Consider the following 21,255-nt stretch of genomic DNA (forward strand, 5'->3'; position numbering starts at 1 on the left):
CGCCGTCGCGGACAAGGACTGTAGCGTGATACGGAGATACAACTATGACATTTGCAAGAAAATGGATGCCCGGGCTGGCACTGTCCATCGCGACGGCCCTGGGGGCCTCGGCCGCCATGGCGGCCGACAAGCCCAACATCCTGGTGATCTTCGGTGACGACGTTGGCCAGACCAACATCAGCGCCTATGGCAAGGGGGTCGTCGGCTATCAGACTCCCAACATCGACCGCATCGCCAAGGAAGGCATGATGTTCACCGACTATTACGCGGAGAACAGCTGCACGGCGGGACGCTCGACCTTCATCACGGGTCAGACCATATTGCGAACCGGTCTGTCCAAGGTGGGCATGCCCGGCGTGCCTGTCGGCTTGCAGGCCCGTGATGTCACCATAGCCCAGGCCCTCAAGTCCCACGGCTACGCCACCGGCCAGTTCGGCAAGAACCACCTGGGGGATCGTGACGAGTACCTGCCGACCGCCCATGGCTTCGACGAGTTCTTCGGCAACCTCTACCATCTCAATGCCGAAGAAGAGCCCGAACGCCCCTTCTGGCCCAAGGATGATACCGAGTTCACCAAGGCCGCGACACCGCGCGGGGTCATCCACTCCACCGCGGACGGCAAGATCGAGGACACGGGCCCGCTCAACAGCAAGCGCATGGAGACCATAGACGACGAAACCACCCAGGCCGCCATCAACTTCATGGAGAAACAGGTCAAGGCCGACAAACCCTTCTTCGTCTGGATGAACACCACCCGCATGCACGCCTTTACCCATGTTCGCCCATCCATGCAGGGCCAGAGCGGCATGCCGGGCAACGACTATGCCGACGGCATGCTCGAGCACGATGGCCATGTGGGCAAGATCCTCAAGGCGGTGGACGACCTGAAGATCGCGGACAACACCATAGTGGTCTATTCCACCGACAACGGTCCCAATCAATGGTCCTGGCCGGATGCGGCCACCACGCCGTTCCGCAACGAGAAGAACTCCAACTGGGAAGGGGCCTACCGGGTACCTGCCATGGTGCGCTGGCCGGGGCACATCAAGCCGGATGTCATCTCTACCGAGATGTTCTCCGGTCTTGACTGGTTCCCGACCCTGCTGGCCGCTGTGGGTGACACCGACATCAAGGAGAGACTGCTCAAGGGCACCGATCTCGGTGGCAAGAACTTCAAGGTGCACCTGGACGGTTACAACCAGCTCGATTTGCTGACCGGCAAGGCCGACAAGGGGGCTCGCAAGGAGTTCTACTACTTCAACGATGATGCCGAGCTGGTGGGCATGCGTTTCGACAACTGGAAGATCGTCTGGTGCGAACAGCGTGCGCCGGGTGGCCTGCAGGTCTGGAGCGAGCCCTTCACCTGCCTGCGCGTGCCCAAGCTGTTCAACCTGCGCATGGATCCGTACGAGCGGGCTGACATCGTCTCCGATCAGTACTATGACTGGCTGACCAAGAACGACTACCTGCTGTTCCAGGGCACCCAGAAGGCGGCGAAGTTCCTGCAGACCTTCGTGGACTACCCGCCCAGCCAGCGTCCTGCCAGCTTCAGCATCGACCAGATCCGGGCCGATGTGGACAAGAAAATAGAAGAAAAAATGAACCAAAAACAATAAGTATCGTGCCAGGTGCCCGCCCCGGCGGGCACCTTTTTATCTCTTCTGTTCGTGCGGATAGTCCCGCCCGATAAGGCTAATTCGATGTCCAAAGCCGCCCATTCCCCCGTTGCCAACCGCCGTGACAAGGTGGAGGCACCCTGCCGTCAACGGGCCTCTTTGAAGATGCTGCTTCCCGCCGCTCTCCTGTTCGCCTCCGGCGGCGCGGCCCTGATTTACCAGGTACTCTGGGTCAAACAACTCTCTCTGGTGGTGGGGGTGGAGGTCTATGCCGTCACCACCGGCATCAGTGCCTTTTTTGCCGGCCTTGCCCTCGGTGGTCTCTATTTCGGTCGCAGAGCCGACCGGCTGCAGGATCCGGTGCGCCTCTACGCCTGGCTCGAGCTGGCCGTGGCGCTGCTCGGCGTTGGAGCCACCTTGGCCCTCTCCCACCTGGCCGAGCCGTTCGCTCGCCTGGAAGCGAGTCTGGGCCTGCTCGCCTGGGTGCTGCCCTTCGTGCTGGTCGGCCTGCCCGCCGTGCTGATGGGGGGCACCCTGCCGGTCCTGGTGCGTGCCCTGACCCCTGCCAGTGACAGGGTGGCGAGCGCCGGGGGCAGCCTCTATGCGGCCAACACCGCAGGGGCCATCCTCGGCACCCTGCTGACCGCCTTCCTGTTGCTGCCCCGGCTCGGTGTCCATGGCAGCGCCTTCGCCGCCGCCACCCTGAATCTGCTGGCCGCCCTCGGGGCCTGGCTCTGGTGTCGCAAGGCGCGCACGCCCCTCCCCGTCGCCCCGCCCAAGGGTAGCCCCTCGCCCCGGGCCAGAGTGGCCGTCGCCCTCTATTGCGTGGCCGGGGGCATAGCCCTCGGCTACGAGGTGGTCTGGAGCCAGTCCATAGTGCAGTTCATGAGTACCCGCACCTTTGCGTTCGCCGTGGTTCTGGCCACCTATCTCACCGGCCTGATGCTCGGCAGCGCGCTCTATGCGAGGCGAGCCGAGCGCATCCAGAACCCCTGGGGCCTGTTTGGCCTGCTGATCACCGCGGCCGGCCTGCTGGCGCTGTTGCAGGTGGCCGGCCTCGGTCGCTGGCTCGTGATGGCCCAATCCCAGATGGAGCTTTGGGCCCTGCAAGTGACCGGCAACGAGCTGGCCGGCATGTGTGCCCGCTTCCTCACCGTGGCCCTCTCCACCGTCTTCCTCCCCACCACCCTGCTCGGCACCGCTTTTCCACTGGCGCTGCGGCTGGCGGCCACCAGCTCGCGGATAGGCCGGGACGTGGGCACCCTGGTGGCCCTCAACACCCTGGGGGGCATCGCCGGGGTCGCCCTGACCGGCTTCCTGCTCATCCCGAGCCTTGGCCTGGTGCGTACCCTGGCACTCCTGGCCGTGCTGGCGGCCCTGCTTGGCTGCATTGCGACCTGGCAGAGCCCGGCTCCTCGCCGCTACCTGGCCGGAGCCACATTGGCCATGACGCTGATGACGATCCTCCTCGGCGCGCTCACGCCACCACAGCGGCTGGCCGAGCTGTTGCCCGGGGCCAGAAACGGACACCTTGCCTACTACCATGAGGGCAAGGGGGGCACTGTGGCCGTCGTCACTCAGGGGCAGGGAGATCGCCGCTTCCAGCGTCTCTACATTCAGGGGGTCTCGAACACCGGGGATGCCATGCCCTCGCTGCGCTACATGCGGCTGCAAGCCTTGCTGCCGCTGCTGATCCACGGCCAGCAGCCGGATTCGGCCCTGGTCATCGGGTTTGGCACCGGCATCACGGCCGGCGCCATGCTGCGCGACCCCGGCCTGACCCGCCCCGTGGTGGCCGAGCTGCTGCCTGAGGTGCTGGAAGCCGCCCCCCTCTTCAAGGGCAACTACGATGCCGTCCATGATCCGCGCCTCGACATCAGGCTGCGGGACGGGCGACGGGAGCTGCTGCGCAGCGACGAGCAGTACGATCTCATCACCCTGGAGCCGCCACCCCCCTCGGCGGCCGGGGTGGTGAACCTCTACTCCCGTGACTTCTATCAGCTGGCCGCACGGCGCCTGCATCGGGGAGGCATGGTGGCCCAGTGGTTGCCGCTGCCCACCCAGAACAGCGAGGAGAGTCGCTCCCTGGTGCGCAGCTTCGTGGAGGTCTTTCCTCACGCCACCCTGTGGACGACCGAGTTTCACGAGATGCTGTTGATAGGATCCCTCGACCCGCTGGCGCTGGATGTCCCCCGGATAAGGGCGCGCTTCGCCGAGCCCGGGGTGGCCGCGGCCCTGACCGAAGTCGGCATAGACACACCCGCCGCCCTGCTGGCCACCTGGGTCACGGACAGGGATGGCTTGCTGCGCTTTGCCGGTGACGCCCTGCCGGTCACCGATGACTGGCCACGCATCGAATACGCCCCCTGGGTCAGGCGCAACGAGATCACCCGGGTGCTGCCCGAACTGCTGGCGCTGCGCTCACCGCCCCCGCTACAGCAGGCGGATGCGGCCTTCAAGGGAGAGGTCGAGCGCCAGTGGCAATCGCTGGATCACTTCTACTCGGTGGCCTTCTATGCCTATCAGGGAGACAGGGACGCCTGGGCTCGCGGGGTCGGCCAGATGACCCCAGAGGAGCGGGCCAACCCCTACTACCGCTGGTTTATCGGTCACTGACCCCCAGGCCAGTCCGTCGGGCTGGCCTGCTCTGGACACAGCCGTGCCTGACCCTGTGCGGCCCGATCAGGGCGCCGGGTCAGCCTCGCTTTTTGTGGTGGTGACGACACGACAACCCCCGCCATGGCGCAGCCTGGAGGGTCGCTGCAGCCGCGTAGCGCGCCATAGCCAACGTTTCTTTGATACGGACGGTTCAACCGGCCGATCGAGGCCACGCTTTGGCTGCGATGGGGGTTGCCCTGAGACTGGCCAACAAGCAGCAGGTGCTTGACCTGCGCACTGTCACTGCGCAGACAAGAGACACGGCGGTGATCCCATGCTGGAGTGGCAAGGCCCGGGAAGAGGGGGCGCTCTGAACGGGTGTTAAGGCTCAGATGAATTTCCCTGCTGTGTCACATTTGAGCGGGGCATATCCTTGTATATTCAGCATATTCCCTTCACAACGCGCCTGATTGGACAACTGCGGTGATCCATCCCAGCGACCTTTCGGCATGGAGCATGTCACATGAACATCACCCCTATCGCCATCGCCTTGCTGGCGGCCAGTTCGGCCCATGCTGCCAGCCCAGCCAACCCCACCGCCCAGACCATTTATCTCGGTGGCGATATCGTGACCGTCAATGATGCGGCGCCGACGGCGCAGGCGCTGGCCATCAGGGATGGCCGCATTCTGGCGCTGGGCAGCGAGGCCGACATCCTCACGCTGCGAGATGGCGAAACCCGGGTGGTCGACCTGCAGGGCAAGACCCTGATCCCGGGCTTTATCGATGCCCATGGTCATGTGTTCAACACCGGGATCCAGGCGCTCTCCGCCAACCTGCTGGCCCCGCCGGATGGAGCAGTGACCAGCATTGCGACCCTGCAACAATCGCTGCGAAACTGGGTCGCCAAACCGCAAAACAGGGCGCACGGTATCATCCTGGGTTTCGGTTATGACGACTCCCAGCTCAAGGAGGGGCGCCACCCCACCCGTCAGGAGCTCGATGCCGTATCACAGGATCTCCCGGTGCTCATCATTCACCAGTCCGGTCACCTCGCGACACTCAACAGCAAGGCGCTGGCGCTGGCCGGATTCGGGCCCGACAGCCAGGATCCGGAAGGGGGCAAGATCCGCCGTGAAGCGGACGGCAAGACGCCCAACGGGGTACTGGAGGAGACGGCTTTCTTTGGCACCTTGCTGCCGATGTTCGCCAACTTGAACGACAGGGAAAACGAGGCGATTTTCAAGGCAGGCATGACACTCTATGCCAGCTTCGGTTACACCACGGCCCAGGAGGGGCGCGCCTCTATCTCCGCGGTCAAGACCATGTACCAGCTGGCCCAGAAAGCCAGGCTGCCCCTGGATGTCGCGGCCTATCCCGATATCCAGATTGCGCGGGATGTCATCGCCCCGCCCTACTACTCCAGCCACTACCTGAACGGGTTCCGGGTCGCGGGAGCCAAGCTCAACCTCGATGGCTCCCCCCAGGGCAAGACCGCCTGGCTGACCCAGCCCTATTTCGTTCCCCCTGCCGGACAAAAGGCCGATTACAAGGGCTATCCCAGCATGAGCGACGAACAGGCCGCCCACTATATCGAACTGGCCCAGCGCAACGGCTGGCAGCTGCTCACCCACGTCAACGGCGATGCGGCCATCGATCAGCTGATCAAGGGGATTGAGGCCAGCGAGAAGCAACATGGCAAACCGGATCGGGGCTTTGTCGCCATCCATGCCCAGACCGCCCGCAAGGATCAGGTCGCCTCGTTCCAGCGACTCGGCATCTTCCCCTCCTTCTTCCCGATGCATACCTTCTACTGGGGGGATTGGCACAGTGACTCCGTGCTTGGCAAGGAGCGGGCGCAGCATATCTCTCCCACCGGGTGGGCGCGCGAACTGGGGATGATTTTCACCTCGCACCACGACTCCCCCGTGGCATTGCCTGATGCCATGCGGGTCTATTATGCGACCGTCAACCGGATCAGCCGTACCGGCCGCCCTATTGGGCCGGATCAGCGGGTCTCCGCCCTGGATGGACTGAAGGCCCAGACACTGTGGGCGGCCACCCAATACAAGGAGGAGCACGACAAGGGGTCGCTGGAGGTCGGCAAGCTGGCGGACATGGTGGTGCTCTCGGCAAACCCGCTCAAGGTGAAGCCGGAAACCCTGGCCGACATCCGGATCGAAGAGACGATAAAGGAGGGGGTCTCCATCTACCAACGTGACGGGCAGAGCGCTCGGGAATCGACAGCCTGCACGGACTCAACTCGCTGCAGCGCTGTCGCTACCACAGCCATGGTGGCCGCAGGGCTATTGCATCACCAGCCGCACTAGGCAGGAGCATGGCCTGATGCTCAGATACGCTGGGCCATGGCTTGGCCAAGCCAGAGCAATAAATGCAAAAAGCCCGGTCGAGTCATCGACCGGGCTTTTTCAAAAGATGGCGGAGAGACAGGGATTCGAACCCTGGGTGGCATTGCTGCCACAATTGATTTCGAGTCAATCCCGTTCGGCCACTCCGGCATCTCTCCGCGGGCCCTCATATTGACCCAACCCGAGTCGGGAAATCAACGTAAATCTCGTTGCAGATCAGACGACTGGCTATTAAACCGTCAGCCTGTGGCGGCCCTCCCCTTGCCGGGCCCAGGCTCGCTTGCCGACATGCGACGCCAAGGTGTCGGAGCTGGTCCCTGGGCCGGCCACCCCGGCGCCGATCCAGGCTTATTCCCCTTTCCCCGACAAACCGGGGGCTGAGGGCCGAAAATCCCCCTCGACATGCCGCAATACGGCCCGGGAGAAGCACGGTCTGACGCTGGTAATCCCCGGTCGATTGGTTGACAATCTCCGCTCATTTTTGGGAGGGAAGCACTTCCCTCGAGAACTGCCGATAGGAAAAACCATGCGCAATATCCGTATCGTCTCACTGCTGCTGGCCGCTGCCAGCCTCTGGACCACACCGGCCTGGTCGATAACCTATCCGCTTCCACCGGCGGGCAGCCGTCTCATCGGTGAGCTGGAAGATTACATAGTCCAACCTGGCGATCATCTGGAGCTGGTCGGCAAACATACCCAGATTGGCTTTTTGGCGCTGCTCGAGGCAAATCCCGGGGTAGATCCCTATTTGCCCACACCCGGCACCCGGCTGACCCTGCCGACCCAGATGCTGCTGCCCGATGTGCCGCGGGAGGGCATCGTCATCAACCTGCCGGAGCTGCGCCTCTATTACTTCCCCAAGGACAAGGCGGAGGTGATGGTGCTGCCCATCGGCATAGGTGACATAGGCCGCGAGACGCCCGAGATGACCACCACTGTCATCGCGAAGAATCCGAACCCGACCTGGGTGCCAGGCCCCATGGTGCGCAAGTCCTGGCTGGAGCAAAAGGGCATAGATCTGCCGGCCGTGGTGCCCCCCGGCCCGGACAATCCCCTCGGCAAATTCGCCATGCGCCTCGGCTATGGCAACAAGGACTACCTCATTCACGGCACCAACAAGGAGTTCGGGGTCGGTCTGCGGGTCAGCGCGGGCTGTATCCGGCTGCGCCCGGATGACATAGAGACCTTGTTCAGCCTGGTGCCTGTCGGTACCCGGGTGCAGGTGATCAACCAGCCGGTCAAGATGGCGGTCGAGCCCGATGGCCGCCGCTGGCTGGAGGTGCACTCCCCCCTATCCCGCACCGAAGCGGAGATGGCCGAGGGGGCACCCCTGGTGCTCTCCCCCGAGGTCGAGCAGTTTATCGCGACCCCCGAGATAGACGGCGCCCGGGTGACTGCCCTGCTCGACGACAAGAACGGGCTGCCCCGCCCCATCAGCGGCTAAGATCCTCCCGGAGATCACCATGACGAGATGCGGCCTTCCCCTGCTGGCGCTCCTGTTGACCCTGCTGCCCGGCTCAGCCGCGATGGCGGACATACTGTGGATGCAGAACGGCGATCGCCTGACCGGCACCATAGAAGAGATCACGGACGATCAGGTCCGCATCAAGCCATCCTATAGCAAGGCCCTGACCGTCCAGCGCCATGCCATCAAGCGCTGGCGCCTGGACAAGCAGGAGCAGCCAAAACCGCTGACCAAGAAGGGGATCCCCTTGCTGGACGCTCCTGACGAAGTGAATGCCTGGCTCCTGACCGGCACCAGCGATCTGAACATCAAGCTCAAGGAGAACACCAAGAAGACCAACAACGTCAACCTCAAGGTCTCCACCGAGCTGGCCAATCTGGACTGGCGTTACAGTCTGGATGGCGAGTACATCTACGAGACGGCGAACAACATCACCGACAGCCACGAATACAAGCTAAAACCCAAACTCGACTTCTTCTTCGACGATCACTGGTTCCTGAGCTCCTCCATTGACATCGACTACAACCTGATCGAAGCGGGCTACCTGGAAATCGACTATGCCTCTGGCCCCGGCTACCGCTTCTGGAATGACAAGCGGCGCCGCCTGGAGTTCATCACCCAGCTGGGTCTGGAGCGGGCCTATTTCAGGCCGGAGGTGTGGAGCAATTCGGACATTTTTGACGACAGGATAATCAATTACCCCTTCGTCAACCTGGGCTGGGACTACCGGCAACCTCTCACCTTCTGGGAGGAGAAGTTCGAGTTGTTCAGCAAGGGGAGCTATGAAAAGTTCGTCGATCAGCCCTCCCCCTACCTGACCAGAAAACAGTCCGTCAGCGGCAGCCTGGGGCTCAGGTACTACTTCAACGATCACCTGCGTCTCTCCTGGTCGAGCGAGCTGGATTGGGACGATGTCTGGTTCGACTACCACGGCCTGGACATGGATGTGAGCGAGAAGGAGTGGCGTCACATCATCACCCTGGGCGCCAGCTTCTAGCCCCCAGAAACGACACAGGCCCACCGAAGTGGGCCTGTGTATCGCCGTGAGGGACGGGCGTCAGAAATAGATACGGGTGACCGACTCGATGACGCAACCAGGGCGGCGGATCCCCTCGATCTCTATCTTGATCTCCTTGAGCAACTCGATCCCCCCCTTGATGGGAGTGACTCGCGACAGCCTGGTACGGGCACGGATGTTGCTGTCCACCTTGATGGGATAAGGGAAGCGGACCTGCTCCAGACCGAAGTTCACCACCATGCGGGCGCTCGGGAATTCCGGCGTCGCCTCGTCCACCGAGCCGGTGAGCTGGGGCAGCAGGGCCAGGGTCAGGAAACCGTGGGCAATGGTGGTCTTGAATGGCGACTCGGCTGCCGCACGCTCGGGGTCGGTGTGGATCCACTGATGGTCACCGGTCACGGCCGCGAACTGATCGATCAACCCCTGATTTATCTGCAACCACTCACCCACATGGGTCTCTTCCCCGATCCGGGCCTGCAGCTCGGCATAGAGGCTGGCGGCTTCGCCACTCAGCTCAACCGGGTTCTCTTCGATCAGGGTCGGCTGGCTGTTGACCGCCTGAGCCTGGGATGCGCGCTGCTGCCGTACCAGCGACTGGTCGGCCTGCAGATCCAGCACTCGCCCCAGCAAAGGGTGAAGGTGTGCCTTTTGCTGAAACTCACGCCAGTAGTCACGGATCGCCGGAGAGAGCCAATCCTTGAGCTCAAAGGGGTGTTGCGCCAGGATTTCGCGCTTGTGCTTCAGAAAATCGACAACTTTCATGTACCGATCCCTATTCGATTCAAAGCCTGTAAAGAGGTCTAACCAGTCCCATTTTATGAAAGTTTCACAGGTAAGTACAAAAAAATCTCGGCGTACAACTGTACCGGGGATGAAAGTGGTCACTAACACGCAGGGAAAAACGGACAGCTATAAAGCGGAAAAACGATTGTAACGAGGGGAACGAGACGGAAAACCGCGGGGCTTGCAAAGGGCGTGGTTCGGGGTGCTTTTGCTCTCAACACCCCCTTTTTCCTCAGCGGCCGGGAGCAGACCACCAGGCGGTTCGGCTCGCCTCGTCCAGGAAGCTCCAGGCCAGGATCCGGCTCACCTTGTTTCCCTGCGCCATGTCGATCACCCTGACATCCTGAGCCCCCACCCGAGCCAGCGCCTTTCGTGCGGCAGGCAGATTCTCCTTTTTTGACACCAGCGAGCTGAACCAGAGACACTGGCCGGCAAACTCCTTGCTCTGCTCTATCATGCCGGCCAGAAAAGCCGCCTCGCCGCCCTCGCACCAGAGCTCCGCCTTCTGTCCGCCGAAGTTGAGCACGGGAGCCCCCGTCAGCGCCTTGCCGAGGTTGCGCAGCTTGCGCTCCGTCCCCTTGCTCGCCTCCGCCAGCGAGGCGTGGAACGGCGGATTGCACAGGGTCAGGGCGAAGCGCTCCTTCGGCCCCAGGACGCCGCGAAAGATCTGCTTGGGGTTGTCCTGATGGCGGCACGCTATCTGGCTGCCCAGGCCATTGCTCGCCGCCAGCAGGGTCGCCGCCTTGACCGACACGGGGTCGATGTCCGACCCCACGAAGCGCCAGCCATACTCACGGGCCCCCAGCAGGGGATAGATGCAATTCGCCCCGACGCCTATGTCCAGCACCCGCACCCCCTTGCCCCTTGGCACCTCCCCCGCACTCTCGGCCAGCAGATCCGCCACCCGATGCAGGTAATCGACCCGGCCCGGGATGGGGGGACAGAGGTAGCCCGGAGGCAGATCCCAGTGTTGGATGCCGTAGTGCAGCGCCAGCAGGGCCCGGTTGAGCGCCTTGACGGCGGCCGGATCGGCGAAATCCAGGGTCCGGGTGCCATGCTCGTTGACGAACACGAAAGGCAGCAGCTCGGGAGTACGCTGACAGAGGGCGTCAAAATCGTAAGGGGTCTGGTGGCGATTGCGCGGGTGCAATCCGGATTTGTGCTGGGTCTTCATGCTGGGCCTGCCGAGGGTCGAGGGGGCCACACTATAGAGAGTCGGCCAGGGAAAGTCTAAACGAAGGCCATAAAAAACCGGGCCTCCAGGAGCCCGGTTCAAGTGAGGTTGGAAAAACAGTCCGTACTGCGAGCCGTTTGTCCAGCCTGACTCAGATCTCGATCCGGCGTGCCTGCCAGAACTTGCTGCGCCAATAGGAGTTGTCGAGCTTGGAGCGGGTCACCCCGGCGCGGGTGGAGGCGTGGATGAATTCACCGTTGCCGACATAGATGCCCACATGATTGAGGCGGCGGTTGATCTTGAAGAAGACCAGATCCCCTTCCACCAGATCCTGCTTGGAAACGCGGGTGCCTTCATGAACCTGGGAGCGGGTATCGCGGGGCAATTCGATGCCGACGGCATTGCGGAACACTTCACGGGCGAAGGCGGAGCAATCTATGCCTCGCTGGCTGCTGCCCCCCATGCGGTAAGGGACGCCACGCCACTCTTTGTATACGGTCAGGATTTCGTTGACATCTGGTGTGGGTGAAACTTCGGGTTCAATCACGGGTTCCATCATGGAAACCTCGATCTTGCTCGCGACCTCGGGCTGGGGTGCAGAAGCACAACCCACCATTCCGAGCGCGACCAGCAGTAGCATCAGGTGGCGCAATCCTTTATCCCCGCAAATAGAGTGAAACTTGTTAAAATGCAGCCCGACAGGGCAATTTATAAGGCAACAGCACCCGACTATATCCAAGAATTCTATCGAGGCAAGCGAAAATCCCTATCGACCTCACATTTTTGCAAGGAAATGCACTGTTTTGCATGATTAATGTGATCATGGCCAAACAATATACAATCGCAAAAGTAGCGGTTTTGCCCTGTCAAAACGGATCGTTATCGCTGTTTCGACCTCATTTTAAAGTGAAATATTATGCTCTATGCGGATCTCTATTTGTTAAAACCGGCGCTCATCGACGCCGAGCAGTTGATCGGGCTGCAATCAGAGCTCTCGCCGGACGAATATCGCCATTGGCACGAGATCCGCCAGCCTGGCCGCCAGCGCGAGTACCTGCTCGGCCGGATACTGTTGCGCCGCCTGCTGGCCGAGCGGCTTGGCTGTCCGCCCGATGCGCTGGTGTTTCGCACCAGCGAGCACGGCAAGCCCACCCTGATCAGCCATGACTGGCAGTTCAATCTCAGCCACAGCGGGGACTGGCTGGTGCTCGCCCTCTGCCAGCAAGGCCCCCTCGGCGTGGACGTGGAGATGGGCTTGCGCCAGCGCCCCGTCCTGCCATTGGCCCGGCGTTTCTATGCCCCTGAGGAATATCAGTGGCTGCTTGCCCTGCCATCCCGGGAGCAGGTCTCGGCCTTCTATCGGCTCTGGTCACGCAAGGAGGCGGTGCTGAAAGCCCAGGGGGCCGGCATTGCCGCGGGGCTCGACAAGGTGCGCTTTGTACCGGAAGAGGGGTGGCGGCTGGACAACCGGCTCGATACCCGGAGTTATCAGGTGCTGGACTGGCATGTTGGCAGCGGCTGGCTGAGCCTCGTCGCCCCGACTCGCCAGATCAATGGCTACCTGCTGGATGAGCGCTTGAAATCCACGCCCCTGGACCCCATGTTGATCCACACCATTTTCCGAGAGTCAGCCTCATGATCGTCGACATCAATCCCCAGAACTTCCACGCCGAACTGATCGATGCGTCCATGAAAAAGCCGGTCGTCATCTATTTCCACGCCCCGCAGATGCCAGAATGCCAGGGCATGACCCCGCTGGTGGAGACCCTGGTCGGCCCGGCCAATCCCGCAGTCACCCTGGCCAAGGTCGACATGAACGATCCCCAGCTGCAACCCCTGGCCAGCCAGCTGGGTCTGCGCGCGCTGCCCGCTCTGGTGCTGTTCCATCAGGGGCGCCCGGACGAGCAGGCCATCCTGGAAGGCCCGCAAGATGAGGCCACCCTGCGCCAGTACTTCGCCGCCTTCGCCCCCAAGGAAGAGGAACTGTTGCTCGAGAAGGGTCAGCAAGCCCTGGCTGAGGGTCAGGCAGATGTGGCCCATGCCCATCTCACCCAGGCCCACCGACTGGCCCCCGAGCGTCACGACATCAGCCTCTGGCTGGTGCAGGCGGCGCTGGATCTGGCTCTGCTGGATGAGGCGCAGGCCCTGCTCGCGACCATCCCCATGGTGGCGCAGGATGATCACTATCAGACCCTGAGTTCCCGCCTGGCCCTGGCGCTGCAAGCCAGCGACAGCCCGGAGCTGCGCGCCCTGGAGCAGCGTCACGCAGAGACACCTGACGACGACGCCCTCACCCAGGAGCTGGCGGTGCAGTACAGTCAAGTTGGCCGTCAGGAAGAAGCCCTGGCGTTGCTGTTCAACATTCTCAAGCGCGACATGGCGTTTGGCGATGCCAAGAAGATCTATCTCGATATTCTGACCACCATGGGAGCACACCCGGCTGCGCAGAGTTATCGCCGCAAGCTCTACAGCCTGCTTTATTGATCGATGAAGATATCAGGGGATGCCGAGCAATCGGCATTGCCTTGTTCAGGCAGGCAGTGCAGTAATTAAGGGAAATGACGAATTTCAGGCAAAAAAAAATGGCGCATTAAAATGCGCCATTTTTTCGCATGGATTACTTCTTGTAGGAAGTAGCCATGTTGTCGATGCGCTGGTTAGCACGAGCTGCTTCTTGGTTAGCAGTTGCGATATCAGCAGCCATCTTGGATTGATCAGCACGAACTGCGCTAACATCTTGAGCCAGTTGGTCAACTTTGTTAGACAGATTCTGAACGGAAGTTTCCAGTTCGCTGGTGTTTGCACAACCGCCCAGCAGGGCAGACAGACCAACAACACCTACCAACAACATTTTCTTCATTTTTAAAGCTCCCTTTAACTCGCCAGACGTTTAGCAAGCGGCGTGATTATGGCACAAATAAATACGAGTTTGGATAGGCCCCATCACAGATAAATGCATTAAAACCCTCATTTTTTTTTAAACGCACACTTTTTGTGCAAATTTAAGTCAAAAACGAGTGCCCTGGATGAGGTTCGCACCAAGCGTAACCAAAAAATGCCCTTAATACAATTTCGTATGAAGCTTAAGCTGAACGTTCAGACAGCATTTGACGATATTGCACCAGATCTTCGATGGTCAGCACCGGCATCCGGTGCAGGCGACCGAAGGTCACCAGATCCGGCAACCTGGCCATGGAGCCATCGGCCTTGGTCAGCTCGCACAACACCCCGTAAGGCTTGAGACCGGCCAGCTGCATCAGGTCCACCGTGGCTTCGGTATGACCGCGCCGGGTCAGCACGCCGCCGGTGCGGGCACGCAGCGGGAAGACATGGCCCGGGCGATGCAGATCAGAGGGTCGGGCGCCGTCGGCGATGGCGGCCTGGATGGTGGTGATGCGGTCGGCGGCGGAGACACCCGTGGTGACGCCCTGGGCCGCTTCTATGGTCACGGTGAAGGCGGTCTGATAATGGCTGGAGTTGGCCTCCACCATCATGGGCAGCTCGAGCTGGCGTACCCGCTCGTCGGTCAGGCAGAGGCAGACGATGCCGGAGCATTCGCGGATCATCATGGCCATCTGTTCATTGGTCATGGACTCCGCGGCGAAGATGAGGTCGCCCTCGTTCTCCCGATCTTCATCATCGGCCACCAGCACACCTTGACCGGCACGCAATGCGGCCAGCGCGGCTTCGACGCGGGCAATGGGATCACCAAATTCACTGAGTAGAGACTGATTCATGGTAAGACTCCTAAACAAGACAAGGACCAGAATCAGGGCATGGAAAGGCAGACAGAGATAGGTATGCAGCAGCCGGCCCATAGGGAGCCAGGAGTGCAGTATCTGTCTTATCCTCTTTCATCCGGACTGTGACCGTCGGCTCCGGCATCTCACCGGATCTGCTGACCCCGACCCCGGTTTCAAACCAGGCTCGGGCGCTCGCGGGCTCCCCGAGTCAGATCGGGATACCGCCGGTGGGGAATTTCACCCCGCCCTGAGAATAAGCGCAGACAGCCTAAAGAAAAAAAACCCAGGATACCAGCCCAAAACCCATCAAAGATGAATAGGATGCAGTGCACCGCCCCCCGCTGGCGACTTGCCACTCAGCTGCACGGCGCGCTGTCCTTTCTGATTTTGTTTATGGCATAGTGCCAGCAAAAACGTGCAGCCCGCGCAGACTCGGGCGCCAACACCACAAACGGAATCATGACAGAGATGGAAAAGAAAATACTGCTGACCGATTGCCCCGACGCCAAGGGACTCATCGCCAAGATCACCAACATCTGCTACAAGCACCAGCTCAACATCAACAAGAACGACGAGTTCGTGGATCACGAGAACGGTCGCTTCTTCATGCGTACCGAACTGGAGGGTCGCTTCAACGACGAGACCCTGCTGGCGGATCTCGACGACGCCCTGCCAGCGGGCGCCCAGCGCCGTCTGGTCAAGGCGGGCAAGAAGCGCATCGTCATCCTGGTCACCAAGGAGACCCACTGCCTCGGCGACATCCTGATGAAGAACTACGCCGGCGCGCTGGACATGGACATAGTGGCGGTGATCGGCAACTACGACACTCTGGCCGAGCTGACGGGCAAGTTCGACATCCCCTTCCATGCCGTGAGCCATGAGGATCTCAGCCGCACCGAGCATGAAGAGCAGGTACGCATCCTCATCGACGGCTACCAGCCGGATTACGTGATCCTGGCCAAGTACATGCGGGTGCTGACCCCGAGCTTCGTGGAGGCCTATCCGCGCAAGCTCATCAACATCCATCACTCCTTCCTGCCCGCCTTCATCGGTGCCCGCCCCTATCGTCAGGCCTTCGATCGCGGGGTCAAGCTGATCGGTGCCACCGCCCACTTCGTCACCGACGATCTGGATGAAGGCCCCATCATAGAGCAGGACGTGATCCACGTGGGCCATACCTTCAGCGCCGACGACATGGCCAAGGCGGGACGGGATGTGGAGAAATCCGTGCTGAGCCGGGCCCTGGAGCTGGTGCTGAACGAGCGGGTCTTCGTCTATGGCAACAAGACGGTGGTGTTCAAGTAACCCAGCCCGTCGTTCGACGCCCAGCAAAAAGGCTCCCGAGGGAGCCTTTTTCGTCCGCCTGCGCTTATTGAGGCAGGGGCAGACCGTTGATGGTGACCAGTCCCTTGTCGAGCTTGAGCTCGGCATTGAGGTGCGCCGGCTCCGCCTTCAGATAACCCAGGGCCGTGAACTGGGCCAGCATGGGTGCCAGCTGCGGCACCGCCTTGCCCAGCTGGTCGCCGAGACTGGCATTGAGCAGCCCGGACAGGGCCTGCATCCCCTCCTCGCTTCCCATCAGCTGTGCCAGGGTCGTTGGCGCCAGCTTGGCCTCCCCTTTCAGGCTGACGGGCTCGCCGTTGAGCTGGGCGCTGAGATCGGTCAGCTCCAGCGTGGCGCCCCGTTGCAGCATCTTGTCCAGCGCCTCCTGGATAGCCGCCTCGTCCACCCGCTGGCTGCTGGCCTCCTGCAGGGTCTGATAGCCCTCCAGATCCAGCCCCTTGAGCGCCAGATCCAGACTTCCCTGGGTCAGCGCCAGACTGTCGCTCTCGTTCTCCAGATTGAGGGTCGCCACCTTCATCTGATAACGGCTGGAGAGGGTCTGGGCATCGTCCCCCGCCAGTTGGGTGTTGGTGCTGACCCCCTGCAACGAGAGCTTGACGCTCTCCGGCAGTTGCAAGGAGAGGGCGGAGAGCGTCATCTCGCTGTTAGGAGAGAGCCAGATGCCGCTGATCTCGGCCATGTCGGCGCTGCCCTTGAGATCCGCCAGGGCCAGATCCATCTTGCTCTGCGCATCGTGGACCGTCATGCCCAGCCACTGGAAGACCAGGTGGCCATTGCCATCGAGATCCCCGCGATAATCCCCGCTCAGTGGCAGGAAGCTGAACTCGTTGAGCCCCTCCTTGACCTTGAAGTCGCTGGCCCAGAAACGGGAGCTGTTGCTCATGGTCCAGAGGCTGCTGGCCGACTCCAGGCCAAGCTGCCATTGCTGCATGCCGAGGGCGGTGAAGACCGGGGCCAGGGTTCCCGCCGAGGTGTCGAGCAGCATGTTGCTCTTGATATAGAGCGGCAGCAGGCGGCTGTTGACGCGCAGCTGCAGCTCTATGGGGTCGCTTCCCGCCATCTGGGGATCGAAACTCGCCAGCGTCTCCGGTGTCACCACCACCTTGAGCACCCCATCACGGGTGAACAGGTTCTCGCTGGTGGGCAACCAGGTGATCTCGACGCCGCTCTCCTGCTTGGCCCTGGCGATCTGCTCCCCCAGGATGCGATCGAAGGCATTGCCCGTGTACCAGCAGGCGCCCAGCCCACCCACCACCAATGCCGCTCCGGCAGCCATGGCCACTGTCTTTTTCATCTGCTCTCTTACTCCTGATTTTTCTATGGCGGGTGCCTAGGCGCACTCTACGGGGAGGATGGGAACACAAGCAAGCCAGATCCCGGCTCATGGCCCATTCTCGACTGTCACAGCAAGGGGCTGAACAGGTAGAAGATGTTCTCCAGCAATTTTTTGTACCAGGGGCGGGCCCGCCACTGGGTCAGCGACATGGGGGTCGCCTCCAGCATGTAGCCCTGCACCAGCTGATTCATCTCGGCAACAAACACCGGGTTGTCGATGAGCAGGGTGATCTCGAAATTGAGCCAGAGGCTGCGTCTGTCGAGATTGACCGTGCCCACCAGGGCGAAGTCGTCGTCCACCAGCACGCTCTTGGTGTGCAGCAGACCGGCATCATAGCGGTAGATTTCGACCCCGGCCGCCAGCAGATCCTCCATGAAGGAGTTGCTCGCGTGGTTGGCCATCAGGGAGTCGTTGCGCGCCGGCAGCACCAGCTGCACCAGCACGCCCCGCGCCGCCGCCGAGGAGAGCGCCGCCGCCAGGGGGTCGTCCGGTACGAAATAGGGGGTGGTCAGCACCAGGTGGTGGCGCGCCTGATAGATGGCCAGCAACAGGCTCTGCTGGATGCAGTCACCGCCGACGAAGGGGCCGGAGGGAATGAGCTGGGCCCGATAGTTGGTTTGCGGCCAGGCCTCGGGTTCGTGTTGCAGGCTGTCGAGCAGCCGCTCGCCGGTCTCCATCTCCCAGTCCCAGACGAAGGTGGACCACATCAGGGGCACCACGGGCCCCTGCACCCTAATCATGATGTCGACCCACTGACCGACACCGGCATCCTGCTTGAAGAAGCGGGGATCCACCATGTTCATGGAGCCGGTGTAACCGACCCTGTCATCTATCACCACCAGCTTGCGGTGCATGCGCAAGTCCTGGCGCTGGAACGGGATGCGCCAGGCCCCCACCGGCAGCACCTCCACCACCTTGACCCCGGCCGCGCGCAGCGACTTAGGCCATGGGGAGCGGAAGAAGGTCTTGCTGCCGACGGAATCGAGCAACACGCGACAATCCACGCCGCGCGCCGCCACCTCGACAAGGGCCTCGCACACGGCGTCCACGTCCCCGCCGGGATGCCAGATGTAGAACTCCAGGTAGCAGGACTGGGAGGAGCCGCGGATGTCGCGCACTATCTCCTGAATAATGGTGTCGGGCTTGTGCAGCAGCGTCATCCGGTTGCCCGAGAGCATGGGCATGGCCAGCCGCCCCTGGATCAGATCATGGAGCGGGCGCGCCTTGCTGCCCACCTCGCAGCAGTGCTGGGGAAAGAGGCGGGCGAGCTGGCGGATCCAGATGGCATAAGGGCGATACATGGCCTGGGCGCGTTCGGCCCGCTTGCGGCCGAGCCGTATCTCCCCAAACAGCACATAGAAACCGACCCCGGCGAAGGGGATGGCATAGATGAGCGCCAGCCAGGCGAGGGAGACGCCGATGGGGCGCCGCTTCATCACCACTCGCAGGGAGATCCCCGCCACTATCACGGTGTGAAACAACAGCAACAGCCAGCCAAGAAAGCGGGAGAACAGCAACTGAATGTCGTATTCCAGACCGTCGAGCAAGACGACTCCTTGGTGTTATGAACAAAGGGCATGGGCAGATCCCGCAGGGCCACAATGGTATGCTGTGGGACAAACCCATTCTATCAGGTCGTTAGCATGATCCTGCAATCTATGCTGCTGAGTCTGGCCATGCTAGGTCAAGGCTCATATGACATCAATGAGCAACAGATAAACCAGTACCTGCAATCCCAGGTGCAAGTCGACAAACAGCTGGAGTTGCCCGGCATCATCAAGGCCCATGTCCAGCTCGAGCAGAGCGATGTCCAGATCGGTCGCCAGAGTCCGGATACCGCCAGGGTCTTTGGCAAGGGGAAACTGAAGATCTCCCTGCCGGACCAGACCCAGTACGACGCGCTGCTGAACATGACCTATGAGGCAAGGCCGCGCTACGACAAGACCCAGAGCGCGCTCTTCCTCGACAACATGAAGCTGATTGACTACAAGCTGGAGCCGGCGGCGGCGGAGCAGAAGTTCGGTTTCATGCTGAGGATGCTGCTGCAGAGCATGGAGAAGCGGCTGGAGACCCAGCCCGTCTACAAGCTCGACGACAAGGATCCCAACCAGGCCTGGCTCAAGGAGAATCTGCTGGGGCTGGAGCTGTCACCGGGCAAGATCCGCCTGCTGACCAAGCCGAAGGATCAGTTGTAGACAGGGGCCGTCGCCTGACGCACCAGCAGCTCGATCTGGTAACCCTGTTCGCGCTGCTGGTGATAGAGGGTATGAAGCGGTCCGTCGAGTTCATGCAGGGGAAGGTGGGCAAAGCCCGCCTTGAGGTAGAAGGGTTTCTCGAAGGGCAAGGCGTGGCAGATCACGGGTTTGTCCAGCAGATCGCTGCAGGCATGCTGCAGCAACCGGGACCCCAGCCCCAGTGACTGGTAGTGCGGCAACAGCCGGAAACCGCACAGGTGGTAATACTCCTGTTCGTCGCGCAGGCGCACGGCCCCCACCAGCCAATGGGCATCCCGTACCACGAAGATCCGCTCGGCCAGATCCGGTACATAGTGGGAAAACGTCGTCTCGTAATAGTCCCTGATCAGGGAAAGATCCGCATCACAGTACTCTTCGAATCTGAGCTCCATCGCCCGCCTGCTTATCATACCCATTTCGCTCTGGCCACCTGGCCCTCTCTTGCCCTATCAACCGGCCCCACGAAGAGATCAGACCAGAGTGGAGCAACAGCAAGATAACACGCCTTTAACTTACAAAAAAGCCAATAGCCAGCTGGGGAGTTGCGCCGCCATCCACGGCCCCTTGCGGGGCTGCGTCATCCACCTCGGGGGGGCTATTGGCGCCCTCTGCCCGGGCTTTTCTTGCGACTCGTCGCCGGGGCCCTTGTTCTGCCTCGCCCCGGATGCTTTACTCAACGTGGCTAACAAGGCTTAAGGAGCAAGCCGTTGAAAGCATGGATGTTGCTGGGAGCCATTTCGCTGTTCCCCCTCAGTGCCTGGAGTCAGACGCCGCCACCGGCCGAGGTGGTGGTCCTGACATCCGAGTCGATCCCGTCACCCAAGGTGGCAGAGCCCGCACCGCCCCCCGCCAGCCGCCAGATCCAGGTCTACAAGTCGGTGCAAAAGAACGGTGTGGTGCGCTATTCCGACATGATGCCGGAGCAGGGCCACTACGAGTTGCTGCTGTTCAACGACTGCTACGCCTGCGATCCCGCCTCCAGGGTCAACTGGCGTACCACCGGCCTCTTCCTCTACGACTATGCCAGCACCATCACGGCGGCGGCCAAGACCTATCAGGTGGAGCCCGCCCTCATTCGGGCGCTGATCCACGCAGAATCCGCCTTCAACCCGCTGGCGGTCTCCCGCAAGGGGGCCATGGGGCTGACCCAGCTGATGCCGGCCACCGCCCGCGAGCTCGGGGTCGGCAACGCCCTGCTGGCGGAGCAGAACATCTTCGGCGGGGTGAAATACCTGGCAGGCCTGCTCAAACAGTATGACGGCAACGTTGCCCTGGCCACGGCCGCCTACAACGCCGGGGCCGGTGCGGTGCAAAAACACGGTGGCATACCGCCTTATGCCGAAACCCGGGCCTATGTGGCACGGGTCAAGCTGCTGCACCAGCGCTATAAAGAGATGCTGAGCGCACGGGGCCTGTAAGCCCTGTGCAAGGCACAAGCACGGTGGCATCCCCTCCCATCCTTGCCGAAACCTGGGCCTATGTGGCACGGGTCAAGCTGTTGCACCAGCGCTATAAAGAGATGCTGAGCGCCCGGGGCCTGTAAGCCCTGTGCAAGAACAAGCACGGCGGCATCCCC

At 61.7% G+C, this 21,255-nt stretch carries 18 protein-coding genes, 1 tRNA gene and 1 riboswitch; of the genes, 10 read left to right on the forward strand and 9 right to left on the reverse strand.

Going from position 1 to position 21,255, the window contains the following annotated elements:
• The first annotated feature begins 44 nt into the window (after nucleotides 1-44).
• The 3 genes from AC3WR3_RS20340 (at nucleotide 45) to AC3WR3_RS20350 (ending at nucleotide 6,543) form a co-directional block, all read left to right on the forward strand.
• Nucleotides 45-1,616: an arylsulfatase gene (locus tag AC3WR3_RS20340; protein ID WP_342058146.1), complete on the forward strand. Its 1,572-nt coding sequence runs from the start codon at nucleotides 45-47 to the stop codon at nucleotides 1,614-1,616.
• An 84-nt stretch (nucleotides 1,617-1,700) separates the two neighbouring features.
• Nucleotides 1,701-4,232 carry a spermidine synthase gene (locus AC3WR3_RS20345; protein WP_492293241.1) on the forward strand — a complete coding sequence of 844 codons (2,532 nt, stop codon included), beginning with the start codon at nucleotides 1,701-1,703 and terminating at the stop codon, nucleotides 4,230-4,232.
• Between the two features lie 505 nt (nucleotides 4,233-4,737).
• Nucleotides 4,738-6,543 (forward strand): amidohydrolase, encoded by a 1,806-nt coding sequence (locus AC3WR3_RS20350; RefSeq protein ID WP_492293243.1) that lies wholly within the window; start codon nucleotides 4,738-4,740, stop codon nucleotides 6,541-6,543.
• 107 nt (nucleotides 6,544-6,650) lie between these two features.
• Here the strand turns inward: AC3WR3_RS20350 and AC3WR3_RS20355 are convergent.
• Nucleotides 6,651-6,740 (reverse strand) — tRNA-Ser (locus tag AC3WR3_RS20355).
• Between the two features lie 368 nt (nucleotides 6,741-7,108).
• Here AC3WR3_RS20355 and AC3WR3_RS20360 point away from each other — a divergent pair.
• On the forward strand, nucleotides 7,109-8,026 hold the full coding sequence (locus AC3WR3_RS20360; protein ID WP_492293245.1) for a L,D-transpeptidase family protein: 918 nt from the start codon (nucleotides 7,109-7,111) through the stop codon (nucleotides 8,024-8,026).
• 19 nt (nucleotides 8,027-8,045) lie between these two features.
• Nucleotides 8,046-9,044 (forward strand): DUF481 domain-containing protein, encoded by a 999-nt coding sequence (locus AC3WR3_RS20365; RefSeq protein ID WP_492293247.1) that lies wholly within the window; start codon nucleotides 8,046-8,048, stop codon nucleotides 9,042-9,044.
• A 60-nt stretch (nucleotides 9,045-9,104) separates the two neighbouring features.
• Here AC3WR3_RS20365 and AC3WR3_RS20370 read toward each other — a convergent pair whose 3' ends face one another.
• From AC3WR3_RS20370 to AC3WR3_RS20380, 3 genes are all read right to left on the reverse strand, one after another.
• A complete protein-coding gene (locus AC3WR3_RS20370) occupies nucleotides 9,105-9,827 on the reverse strand; it encodes a MaoC family dehydratase (protein WP_139438259.1) in 723 nt (240 codons plus the stop codon).
• 253 nt (nucleotides 9,828-10,080) lie between these two features.
• A complete protein-coding gene (rlmF, locus tag AC3WR3_RS20375) occupies nucleotides 10,081-11,022 on the reverse strand; it encodes a 23S rRNA (adenine(1618)-N(6))-methyltransferase RlmF (RefSeq protein ID WP_492293250.1) in 942 nt (313 codons plus the stop codon).
• 151 nt (nucleotides 11,023-11,173) lie between these two features.
• On the reverse strand, nucleotides 11,174-11,662 hold the full coding sequence (locus AC3WR3_RS20380; protein WP_162519271.1) for a C40 family peptidase: 489 nt from the start codon (nucleotides 11,660-11,662) through the stop codon (nucleotides 11,174-11,176).
• Between the two features lie 276 nt (nucleotides 11,663-11,938).
• On the opposite strand from AC3WR3_RS20380, the gene AC3WR3_RS20385 reads away from it, so the two are divergent.
• Nucleotides 11,939-12,661 (forward strand): 4'-phosphopantetheinyl transferase family protein, encoded by a 723-nt coding sequence (locus AC3WR3_RS20385; protein ID WP_492293252.1) that lies wholly within the window; start codon nucleotides 11,939-11,941, stop codon nucleotides 12,659-12,661.
• The gene (locus tag AC3WR3_RS20390) at nucleotides 12,658-13,506 is read left to right on the forward strand and encodes a tetratricopeptide repeat protein (protein WP_202046871.1); all 849 of its coding nucleotides are present in this window, start codon (nucleotides 12,658-12,660) and stop codon (nucleotides 13,504-13,506) included. The genes AC3WR3_RS20385 and AC3WR3_RS20390 overlap by 4 nt, the downstream gene beginning before the upstream one ends.
• A 133-nt stretch (nucleotides 13,507-13,639) precedes the next feature.
• On the opposite strand, the gene AC3WR3_RS20395 is transcribed toward AC3WR3_RS20390, so the two are convergent.
• Both AC3WR3_RS20395 and ribB read right to left on the reverse strand, forming a co-directional pair.
• Nucleotides 13,640-13,882: an Lpp/OprI family alanine-zipper lipoprotein gene (locus AC3WR3_RS20395; RefSeq protein WP_025327798.1), complete on the reverse strand. Its 243-nt coding sequence runs from the start codon at nucleotides 13,880-13,882 to the stop codon at nucleotides 13,640-13,642.
• Between the two features lie 223 nt (nucleotides 13,883-14,105).
• The gene (ribB, locus tag AC3WR3_RS20400) at nucleotides 14,106-14,759 is read right to left on the reverse strand and encodes a 3,4-dihydroxy-2-butanone-4-phosphate synthase (protein WP_139438249.1); all 654 of its coding nucleotides are present in this window, start codon (nucleotides 14,757-14,759) and stop codon (nucleotides 14,106-14,108) included.
• Between the two features lie 105 nt (nucleotides 14,760-14,864).
• Nucleotides 14,865-15,024: riboswitch (FMN riboswitch) on the reverse strand.
• 209 nt (nucleotides 15,025-15,233) lie between these two features.
• On the opposite strand from ribB, the gene purU reads away from it, so the two are divergent.
• The gene (gene purU, locus AC3WR3_RS20405) at nucleotides 15,234-16,070 is read left to right on the forward strand and encodes a formyltetrahydrofolate deformylase (protein WP_492293255.1); all 837 of its coding nucleotides are present in this window, start codon (nucleotides 15,234-15,236) and stop codon (nucleotides 16,068-16,070) included.
• Nucleotides 16,071-16,134: 64 nt separating this feature from the next.
• Here purU and AC3WR3_RS20410 read toward each other — a convergent pair whose 3' ends face one another.
• On the reverse strand, nucleotides 16,135-17,403 hold the full coding sequence (locus AC3WR3_RS20410; protein ID WP_492293257.1) for a DUF945 family protein: 1,269 nt from the start codon (nucleotides 17,401-17,403) through the stop codon (nucleotides 16,135-16,137).
• A 107-nt stretch (nucleotides 17,404-17,510) separates the two neighbouring features.
• The gene (gene cls, locus AC3WR3_RS20415; protein ID WP_139438243.1) at nucleotides 17,511-18,992 is read right to left on the reverse strand and encodes a cardiolipin synthase; all 1,482 of its coding nucleotides are present in this window, start codon (nucleotides 18,990-18,992) and stop codon (nucleotides 17,511-17,513) included.
• A gap of 96 nt (nucleotides 18,993-19,088) precedes the next feature.
• On the opposite strand from cls, the gene AC3WR3_RS20420 reads away from it, so the two are divergent.
• Complete coding sequence (locus AC3WR3_RS20420; RefSeq protein WP_041204328.1) at nucleotides 19,089-19,640, forward strand: YceB family lipoprotein; 552 nt, start codon at nucleotides 19,089-19,091, stop codon at nucleotides 19,638-19,640.
• On the opposite strand, the gene AC3WR3_RS20425 is transcribed toward AC3WR3_RS20420, so the two are convergent.
• Nucleotides 19,631-20,071 (reverse strand): GNAT family N-acetyltransferase, encoded by a 441-nt coding sequence (locus AC3WR3_RS20425; RefSeq protein WP_492293260.1) that lies wholly within the window; start codon nucleotides 20,069-20,071, stop codon nucleotides 19,631-19,633. The two genes, AC3WR3_RS20420 and AC3WR3_RS20425, sit on opposite strands and share 10 nt — an antisense overlap.
• Nucleotides 20,072-20,398: 327 nt before the next feature.
• Here AC3WR3_RS20425 and AC3WR3_RS20430 point away from each other — a divergent pair, with 327 nt between their 5' ends.
• The gene (locus AC3WR3_RS20430; protein WP_492293262.1) at nucleotides 20,399-21,097 is read left to right on the forward strand and encodes a lytic transglycosylase domain-containing protein; all 699 of its coding nucleotides are present in this window, start codon (nucleotides 20,399-20,401) and stop codon (nucleotides 21,095-21,097) included.
• Nucleotides 21,098-21,255: the final 158 nt, after the last annotated feature.

It is taken from the genome of Aeromonas sp. EU05-FHT14A05, from assembly GCF_058791175.1.

Excerpts from the sequence above, each read along its gene's own strand:
- AC3WR3_RS20395 (WP_025327798.1), bottom strand. The coding sequence starts at position 13,882 with ATGAAGAAAATGTTGTTGGTAGGTGTTGTTGGTCTGTCTGCCCTGCTG.
- AC3WR3_RS20350 (WP_492293243.1), top strand. The coding sequence starts at position 4,738 with ATGAACATCACCCCTATCGCCATCGCCTTGCTGGCGGCCAGTTCGGCC.
- AC3WR3_RS20340 (WP_342058146.1), top strand. The coding sequence starts at position 45 with ATGACATTTGCAAGAAAATGGATGCCCGGGCTGGCACTGTCCATCGCG.
- AC3WR3_RS20385 (WP_492293252.1), top strand. The coding sequence starts at position 11,939 with ATGCTCTATGCGGATCTCTATTTGTTAAAACCGGCGCTCATCGACGCC.
- rlmF (WP_492293250.1), bottom strand. The coding sequence starts at position 11,022 with ATGAAGACCCAGCACAAATCCGGATTGCACCCGCGCAATCGCCACCAG.
- AC3WR3_RS20390 (WP_202046871.1), top strand. The coding sequence starts at position 12,658 with ATGATCGTCGACATCAATCCCCAGAACTTCCACGCCGAACTGATCGAT.
- AC3WR3_RS20345 (WP_492293241.1), top strand. The coding sequence starts at position 1,701 with ATGTCCAAAGCCGCCCATTCCCCCGTTGCCAACCGCCGTGACAAGGTG.
- AC3WR3_RS20370 (WP_139438259.1), bottom strand. The coding sequence starts at position 9,827 with ATGAAAGTTGTCGATTTTCTGAAGCACAAGCGCGAAATCCTGGCGCAA.
- AC3WR3_RS20365 (WP_492293247.1), top strand. The coding sequence starts at position 8,046 with ATGACGAGATGCGGCCTTCCCCTGCTGGCGCTCCTGTTGACCCTGCTG.
- AC3WR3_RS20425 (WP_492293260.1), bottom strand. The coding sequence starts at position 20,071 with ATGGAGCTCAGATTCGAAGAGTACTGTGATGCGGATCTTTCCCTGATC.
- ribB (WP_139438249.1), bottom strand. The coding sequence starts at position 14,759 with ATGAATCAGTCTCTACTCAGTGAATTTGGTGATCCCATTGCCCGCGTC.
- AC3WR3_RS20410 (WP_492293257.1), bottom strand. The coding sequence starts at position 17,403 with ATGAAAAAGACAGTGGCCATGGCTGCCGGAGCGGCATTGGTGGTGGGT.
- AC3WR3_RS20430 (WP_492293262.1), top strand. The coding sequence starts at position 20,399 with ATGTTGCTGGGAGCCATTTCGCTGTTCCCCCTCAGTGCCTGGAGTCAG.
- AC3WR3_RS20380 (WP_162519271.1), bottom strand. The coding sequence starts at position 11,662 with ATGCTACTGCTGGTCGCGCTCGGAATGGTGGGTTGTGCTTCTGCACCC.
- purU (WP_492293255.1), top strand. The coding sequence starts at position 15,234 with ATGGAAAAGAAAATACTGCTGACCGATTGCCCCGACGCCAAGGGACTC.
- AC3WR3_RS20420 (WP_041204328.1), top strand. The coding sequence starts at position 19,089 with ATGATCCTGCAATCTATGCTGCTGAGTCTGGCCATGCTAGGTCAAGGC.
- AC3WR3_RS20360 (WP_492293245.1), top strand. The coding sequence starts at position 7,109 with ATGCGCAATATCCGTATCGTCTCACTGCTGCTGGCCGCTGCCAGCCTC.